This is a genomic window from Streptococcus sp. CF7_Ac1-12 (genome assembly GCF_024295905.1).
Taxonomy (GTDB): Bacteria; Bacillota; Bacilli; order Lactobacillales; family Streptococcaceae; genus Streptococcus; species Streptococcus mitis_AP.
Genome location: NZ_JANCPG010000021.1, coordinates 21,710 through 29,155, shown reverse-complemented (window position 1 = coordinate 29,155; position 7,446 = coordinate 21,710). Strand labels below are relative to the sequence as shown.

Sequence of the window (7,446 nt, the reverse complement as noted above, 5' to 3'; positions counted from 1 at the left end):
TAATCTTCATGCCATGTTAGAGTGTATTATTTTTACTTTTTCTAACGAATTTTCTTTCTAAAATCTTAGCTTAACACTTGTTAGATTTACTTTTATCCTTTAAAATAGAATAGGAGAAATTCCGTTATTATTTTTCGGAGGAAAAAGAAATGTCCATTAATTGGCAGGAAATTTTATTTCACTTTTTAGGTGGTCTGGGACTATTCTTGTATAGTATCAAGACCATGGGAGACGGTTTGCAACAAGCTGCTGGAGATCGCCTTCGTTTTTACATTGACAAGTACACCAGCAATCCCTTTTTAGGTGTTCTAGTCGGGATTGTCGTGACTGCCCTGATTCAATCAAGTACAGGGGTTACAGTTATCACAGTTGGACTGGTCAGCGCTAGTCTTCTAACTCTTAGACAGGCTATCGGAATTATCATGGGAGCCAACATCGGAACCACCGTCACTTCCTTTATCATTGGTTTCAAGCTTGGCGAGTATGCTTTACCCTTGATTTTCCTTGGAACCATGTTCCTATTCTTTACAAAAAACAGAACAGCAAACAATATCGGGCGCATCCTGTTTGGTGTAGGGGGAATCTTCTACGCCCTCAACCTCATCAGTGCCGGTATGAGTCCTCTTAAAGATTTACCACAATTCAAGGAATACATGGTAACCTTGGGACAAAATCCTGTGTTGGGAGTTTTTGCCGGTGCAGTGATTACCGTCCTCATCCAAGCTTCTTCTGCGACAATCGGGATTTTGCAAGGTCTCTATGCAGGTGGATTCCTTGACCTTAAAGGTTCGCTACCAGTTCTCTTCGGAGATAATATCGGGACAACCCTAACAGTTATCATCGCGGCAGCTGGAGCCAATATCTCTGCAAAACGCGTTGCTGCAACCCACGTTACCTTTAACGTTTTGGGAACTATTCTTTGCTTAATCTTATTAGGTCCATTTACGTCTATGATTGAGTACTTCCAGGCACTCCTTCACCTCTCACCTGAGATGACCATCGCCTTCTCTCACGGTGCCTTTAACGTAAGTAACACTATTGTACAATTTCCATTCATCGGAGCCTTGGCCTACTTTGTAACCAAGCTCATCCCTGGTGAAGATGAAATTGTGAAGTACGAGCCACTTTATCTTGATGAACATTTGATTAAACAAGCTCCATCAATCGCTCTCGGAAATGCAAAGAAAGAACTCCTTCACTTGGGAAATTATGCTTCCAAAGCCTTTGACCTTTCATACAACTACATCATTGACCTTAATGAAAAGGTTGCTGAAAAAGGACACAAGACAGAGGAAGCCATCAATACCATTGATGAAAAATTGACTCGTTACCTCATTACTCTTTCAAGTGAAGCTCTTAGCCAGAAAGAAAGTGAAGTGCTCACCAACATCCTGGATTCATCCCGTGATTTGGAACGGATTGGGGACCACGCAGAAGCCCTAATCAATCTGACTGACTACCTTCAACGTAAAAATGTTGAGTTTTCTGTAGCTGCTTTGCAGGAATTAGCCGATATCTATCAAAAAACCACTGACTTTATCAAGGATGCCCTTGATAGCGTGGAAAACAATGATATTGAAAAAGCTCAAAGTCTGATTGAACGCCATAAAGAAATCAACAATATGGAACGTGTTCTTAGAAAGACCCACATCAAACGCCTCAACAAGGGCGAGTGTTCAACACAAGCTGGGGTCAACTTTATCGACATCATTTCCCACTATACTCGTGTATCTGACCACGCTATGAATCTAGCTGAAAAGGTCATCGCTGAACAAATCTAAGAACCAAGAAGCTATCCTAAATAGGATGGCTTTTTTCTTTTCCTAATCAAGAATTGCTTTTCTAACATATAGAAAAATGCTTTGATTCACAATGGAATCAAAGCATTTTAAATAGCTCCCCATACATAATCGCAGAAGCCGCTGTTCCTCTGTACTTGGCTTCTTCTCTTTTGATAAAGCGAGCCAAGTTGAGCAACTCAGGTGCCGGATGTTTGGGATTTAGGAGCAATTCACGATTGACCAGACCTGAGAGACGAACTGCCAACAATTGCTCATTTGTAGTAGGCAGTTTTTTAGCAGTCTCTAGGAGAGCAGCAACTAAATCTTCACTCAAATCATGTCGAGCATGATTGTAAAGATCTTTTATAAGGCTTTCTAGGTTTGGTTCTACCATCCCTACCACCTCCTTAAGTTTAATAATTTTTAATCAAATCAACTGTTGAACGATCCAATTTTTTCACCAAGGCTTGCAAGAAAGCTTGAGCTTCTAGGAAGTCATCCATAGCGTAGAGGGTTTGATGAGAATGGATATAACGAGCGCAAACACCGATTGTTGTAGATGGGACACCACCATTTTTCAGATGAGCTGCGCCAGCGTCTGTTCCGCCTTTACCACAGTAGTATTGGTACTTGATTCCAGCTTCTTCAGCTGTTGTCAAAAGGAAGTCCTTCATATCTGGGAGAAGCAAATGACCTGGATCATAGAAGCGAATCAAGGTTCCATCCCCAATCTTACCTTGACCTCCATAGACATCGCCAGCAGGTGAGCAGTCAACTGCTAGGAAAACTTCTGGGTCAAATTTAGTTGTAGAAGTATGAGCACCACGGAGACCAACCTCTTCTTGGACGTTAGAGCCAAGATAGAGTTCATTGCCAAGTTTTTGACCTGACAGAGCTTCCGCCAACTCGCTAACCATAAGAACACCGTAGCGGTTGTCCCAAGCTTTTGAGATAATATTTTTCTCATTGGCCGTCAAGATTGCAGAACTATCTGGTACGATGGTGTCGCCAGGACGGATGCCAAAGCTTTCTGCCTCAGCCTTATCCGCAAAACCGCCATCAAAGACGATATCTGCAATAGCAGGCATAGTTGGACCGCCCTTACCGCGAGTCAAATGTGGTGGAACAGAACCTGAAATCACAGGAATTTCACGACCGTCACGAGTCAAGAGTTTAAAACGTTGGCTACTAACCACCATAGGATTCCAACCACCAATTTCTACCACACGTAAGGTACCATCTGGCTTGATTTCGCTGACCATAAAACCAACTTCATCCATATGAGAAGCGACCAAGACGCGCGGTGCATCCGCAGCTTCTGAATGTTTAATTCCGAAAATACCACCCAAGCCATCTGTCACTACTTCATCCACGTGTGGTGTCAACTTTTCACGAAGATAGGCACGGACAGGCGCTTCATGACCTGAGATAGCAGCAAGTTCTGTTACTTCTTTGATTTTTGAAAATAATGTTGTCATTTCAGTTCCTTCTTTCTTTCATCCATTTTACCACTTTTTATAGGAGAAGGATAGCGGGAAGGTGGATTTCTAAATTAGTATCTTAGTCTTACTGTATCTTAGAAAAAGCTTGTATTTTCTTGCATGTGATATAAAATCCAAGAAACATTCCAAGATTAACTCGAAACTTTATTTCCAAACAAAAAACAATTTAATTCCAAAATCGTTCAATTTTTTCATGAAATTTACAGAAAATAGTTGACTTTCCTTTCTTCTTTCTTTAAAATAGTACAAAACTAGAAAAAGGAAAAAAATCATGACCAAAACAATTCTTGTTACAGGTGGGGCTGGGTACATTGGCTCCCATACCGTTAAAGCTCTTTTAAATGCTGGCTACAAGGTGCATGTCTTAGATAATCTTTCTACAGGAAATCGTTCAGCTGTAGATAGTCGTGCTAGCTTTAAACAACTGGATGTTTATGATTCTAGTGCTCTAAAAGCTTACTTAGAAGAAAATCAGATTGATGCTGTTCTGCATTGTGCAGGTGAGATTGTTGTGAGCGAAAGTATTGAAAATCCAAGTAAATACTTCACTGCCAATGTTGCTGGTATGAACCAAGTTCTCAAAGTCTTATCTGAAGTTGGCATTCAAAAAATCATGTTCTCTTCGACTGCTTCCCTCTATGGTAATAACTGTATTGACAAGCCTGCAACTGAAGATACCCTGCTCGACCCTGTCAATCCTTATGCAGAAACAAAATTGATGGGCGAACGAATGATTTACTGGATGGCTAATCGCTACGATTGGAAATATGTTATTTTCCGCTACTTTAATGTTGCTGGAGCTGAAATGGATGCTTCAAATGGTCTCCGTGTAAAAAATCCAACTCATATCATTCCCAATATCAACAAGACCACATTGGGACAAAATGATAGCCTGAAAATATTTGGAGATGACTACGATACACGTGATGGTTCATGTATTCGAGATTACATTCATGTCTTGGATCTTGCACAGGCTCATGTTAAAGGAATGAACTACCTCTTTCAAGAAGACAGTTCTTCTCAAATCTTTAACTTAGGAACTGAAAAAGGCTATACCGTCAAAGAAATCTTTAAAACTGCTGAAGAATTACTGGATCAAAAAATCCCACACGAAATTGTTGCTCGCCGTGCTGGTGACCCAGCTAGCGTCCTAGCAGACGCATCAAAAGCTAAACAATATCTTGACTGGCAAGCTAGCTACTCTCTTGAAGATATTATTTTATCGGATTATCATTGGCGTGTTAAAGAAGGCAAAAACATTTTGGAATAGGAAAACAGAGGAGAAGGTCTTGGTACTCTCTCCCTGTTTTATTCATTAAATTGTCAGAAAATTTATTGACAGATTAAAGAAATCGTGTTACAGTAATATCCGCAGGTATCTTTCGATACCAAATCTACATGAAAGGACGGGGTATGAAACTTTCTCACTATTTAATTGGCTTACTTCTACTCCTAGTCTTTCTCTCTATTAGCATTGGAACCAGTGATTTTTCATGGGGAAAGCTCTTTGCTTTCGACCAGCAGGCCTGGCTTCTCTTTCAAGAGTCCCGTCTCCCAAGAACCATCAGCATTCTCCTGACTGCCTCTAGTCTGAGTATGGCAGGACTGCTCATGCAGACTATCACTCAAAATCAGTTTGCTGCACCGAGTACAGTTGGAACGACTGAAGCCGCCAAACTGGGAATGGTGCTGAGCCTCTTTGTCTTTCCATCAGCTAGTCTGACCCAAAAGATGCTCTTCGCTTTTGTTTCATCCATCACATTCACCCTCTTCTTCCTAGCCTTTATGACCATTTTTACTGTAAAGGAAAGGTGGATGTTGCCTCTGATTGGAATCATCTATAGCGGGATTATCGGTTCTGTGACAGAAGTTATCGCCTACCGTTTCAATCTGGTTCAGAGTATGACTGCTTGGACTCAAGGCTCCTTCTCCATGATTCAGACCCATCAGTATGAATGGCTCTTCTTAGGCCTCATTATCCTGATAGCCGTTTGGAAGTTATCCCAAACCTTTACCATCATGAATCTAGGCAAGGAAGCCAGTGAGAGTTTGGGGATTTCCTACTCCCTACTTGAAAAACTGGCTCTCTTTCTGGTTGCGCTAACGACAAGCGTCACCATGATTACCGTGGGTGGCTTACCATTTCTCGGAGTTATTGTCCCCAATCTTGTTCGCAAGCGCTATGGAGATAACCTAAGTCAAACCAAACTCATGGTCGCACTAGTCGGTGCCAATCTAGTTCTGGCCTGCGATATCCTATCCCGAGTTCTGATTCGGCCCTATGAGCTGTCTGTCAGTCTCTTGCTAGGAATCATCGGTAGCCTCGTCTTTATCCTACTTCTCTGGAGAGGGGGACGAAAAGATGCAGTTTAAAAACAAACATACCAAACTCTTCTGCCTTCTCATTATTCTGGCCATCGGAGCTTGTATCCTCTATTTTTGGCCCATCACCCACCTATCTGCCTTTGCTTGGAAGTTGCGTTCCCAAAAAATTGTCGTTTATCTCTTGGTAGCTATCGCGACTGGGATTTCGACCATTAGTTTTCAAACCCTAACGGAAAATCGCTTCCTGACGCCAAGTATTTTGGGAATCGAATCCTTCTACGTCCTATTACAAACTCTACTACTGGTTTTTGAAAGCAAGTTTCTTCAACTCGGGAAATCTCCCATCTTAGAATTCCTAGTTTTGCTTCTGCTTCAATCCCTCTTCTTTCTCGCCTTACAAGGCTACTTGAAGACACTGATGAAACAAGACTTGGTCTTCATCCTGCTAATCTGTCTAGCCTTCGGAAGTCTCTTTCGAAATATCAGTACCTTCCTTCAGGTTCTGATGGATCCAAACGAATACGATAAACTGCAGAACAGTCTCTTTGCCTCCTTTCAACATCTCAACACTTCCATCCTAGCCATCGGCTCTCTAATCATCCTTGCTTTGACAGTCTTTTTCTTCCGGAAAGCAGTCACTCTGGATGTCTTGCACCTACAAAGAGAAACGGCTCAGATATTGGGACTCAATGTTGAAAAAGAACAGAAAGAACTCCTCTGGGGCATCGTGCTTTTGACTTCAACTGCTACTTCCTTGGTAGGACCTATGGCCTTCTTCGGCTTTATGCTAGCCAACCTTACTTACCTGATTGTCAAAGATTATCGGCACAAGCTACTCTTTATCGTAGCCATTCTGGTCGGATTTATCAGTTTGACCTTGGGGCAAGCCCTTATTGAACGAGTCTTTGCGCTGGAAATTCGCATCAGCATGATTATCGAGAGCGTGGGTGGTCTCTTATTCTTTATCTTACTTTACAGGAGGGCGCGTCAGTGAAACTGGAAAACATTGACAAATCCATTCAAAAACAGGATATTTTACAAGACATTTCGCTTGAAGTCAGTCCTCAAAAACTGACAGCCTTTATTGGTCCCAATGGTGCTGGAAAATCAACTCTCCTCTCCATTATGAGTAGACTAACCAAGAAGGATCAGGGAATTCTCAGTATCAAAGATCGTGAAATCGAGAGTTGGAATTCACAAGAACTGGCTCAAGAACTGACTATCCTAAAGCAGAAAATCAATTACCAAGCCAAATTGACTGTTGAAGAACTGGTCAGTTTTGGACGTTTTCCCTACAGCCGAGGTCGACTGAGACCAGAAGATTGGGAAAAAATCCGAGAAACTCTGGACTATTTAGAACTGACCAACCTAAAAGACCGCTACATCGATAGCCTATCTGGTGGACAGATGCAACGTGTTTTTATCGCTATGGTACTGGCCCAGGATACAGACTTTATCTTGCTAGATGAACCGCTCAACAATCTCGACATCAAGCAAAGCGTCAGCATGATGCAGATTCTTCGGCGACTGGTGGAGGAACTCGGCAAGACCATTATCATCGTCCTTCACGATATCAACATAGCCAGTCAGTATGCGGATGAAATTGTTGCCTTCAAGGACGGTCAAGTCTTTAGCAAGGGAACAACCAATCAAATCATGCAGGCTGACCTACTCAGTCAACTTTATGAGATTCCCATCACACTGGCTGATATCAATGGCAAAAAGATTTGTATCTATAGCTAGTAACTCAGAAACTCGAGTTAGAAGAAACTTTGTCTCTTAGTCAATAAGACCAAGAGATTCCCTAAATCGTTATCACATTTTAAAAAGGAGAAATT

General features: G+C 41.8%; 7 protein-coding genes. 5 read left to right on the top strand and 2 right to left on the bottom strand.

Annotated elements, in window-relative coordinates:
* Nucleotides 1-149 precede the first annotated feature (149 nt).
* Complete coding sequence (locus NMM17_RS09010; RefSeq protein ID WP_254754297.1) at nt 150-1,781, top strand: Na/Pi cotransporter family protein; 1,632 nt, start codon at nt 150-152, stop codon at nt 1,779-1,781.
* A 97-nt stretch (nt 1,782-1,878) separates the two neighbouring features.
* On the opposite strand, the gene NMM17_RS09005 is transcribed toward NMM17_RS09010, so the two are convergent.
* Both NMM17_RS09005 and pepA read right to left on the bottom strand, forming a co-directional pair.
* Nucleotides 1,879-2,175 (bottom strand): bacteriocin immunity protein, encoded by a 297-nt coding sequence (locus tag NMM17_RS09005; protein ID WP_084954033.1) that lies wholly within the window; start codon nt 2,173-2,175, stop codon nt 1,879-1,881.
* Nucleotides 2,176-2,194: 19 nt separating this feature from the next.
* Nucleotides 2,195-3,259 carry a glutamyl aminopeptidase gene (pepA, locus tag NMM17_RS09000; RefSeq protein WP_254754296.1) on the bottom strand — a complete coding sequence of 355 codons (1,065 nt, stop codon included), beginning with the start codon at nt 3,257-3,259 and terminating at the stop codon, nt 2,195-2,197.
* A 295-nt stretch (nt 3,260-3,554) separates the two neighbouring features.
* Between pepA and galE the strand changes: the two genes are divergently transcribed.
* The 4 genes from galE (at nt 3,555) to NMM17_RS08980 (ending at nt 7,351) form a co-directional block, all read left to right on the top strand.
* Nucleotides 3,555-4,553 (top strand): UDP-glucose 4-epimerase GalE, encoded by a 999-nt coding sequence (gene galE, locus NMM17_RS08995; RefSeq protein WP_254754295.1) that lies wholly within the window; start codon nt 3,555-3,557, stop codon nt 4,551-4,553.
* Nucleotides 4,554-4,696: 143 nt separating this feature from the next.
* Nucleotides 4,697-5,656, top strand: coding sequence for an ABC transporter permease (locus tag NMM17_RS08990; protein WP_254754298.1), 960 nt, complete (start codon nt 4,697-4,699; stop codon nt 5,654-5,656).
* Nucleotides 5,646-6,602 (top strand): iron chelate uptake ABC transporter family permease subunit, encoded by a 957-nt coding sequence (locus NMM17_RS08985; protein ID WP_173251413.1) that lies wholly within the window; start codon nt 5,646-5,648, stop codon nt 6,600-6,602. Before NMM17_RS08990 ends, NMM17_RS08985 begins: the two co-directional genes overlap by 11 nt.
* A complete protein-coding gene (locus NMM17_RS08980) occupies nt 6,599-7,351 on the top strand; it encodes an ABC transporter ATP-binding protein (protein ID WP_254754294.1) in 753 nt (250 codons plus the stop codon). The genes NMM17_RS08985 and NMM17_RS08980 overlap by 4 nt, the downstream gene beginning before the upstream one ends.
* Nucleotides 7,352-7,446 lie beyond the last annotated feature (95 nt).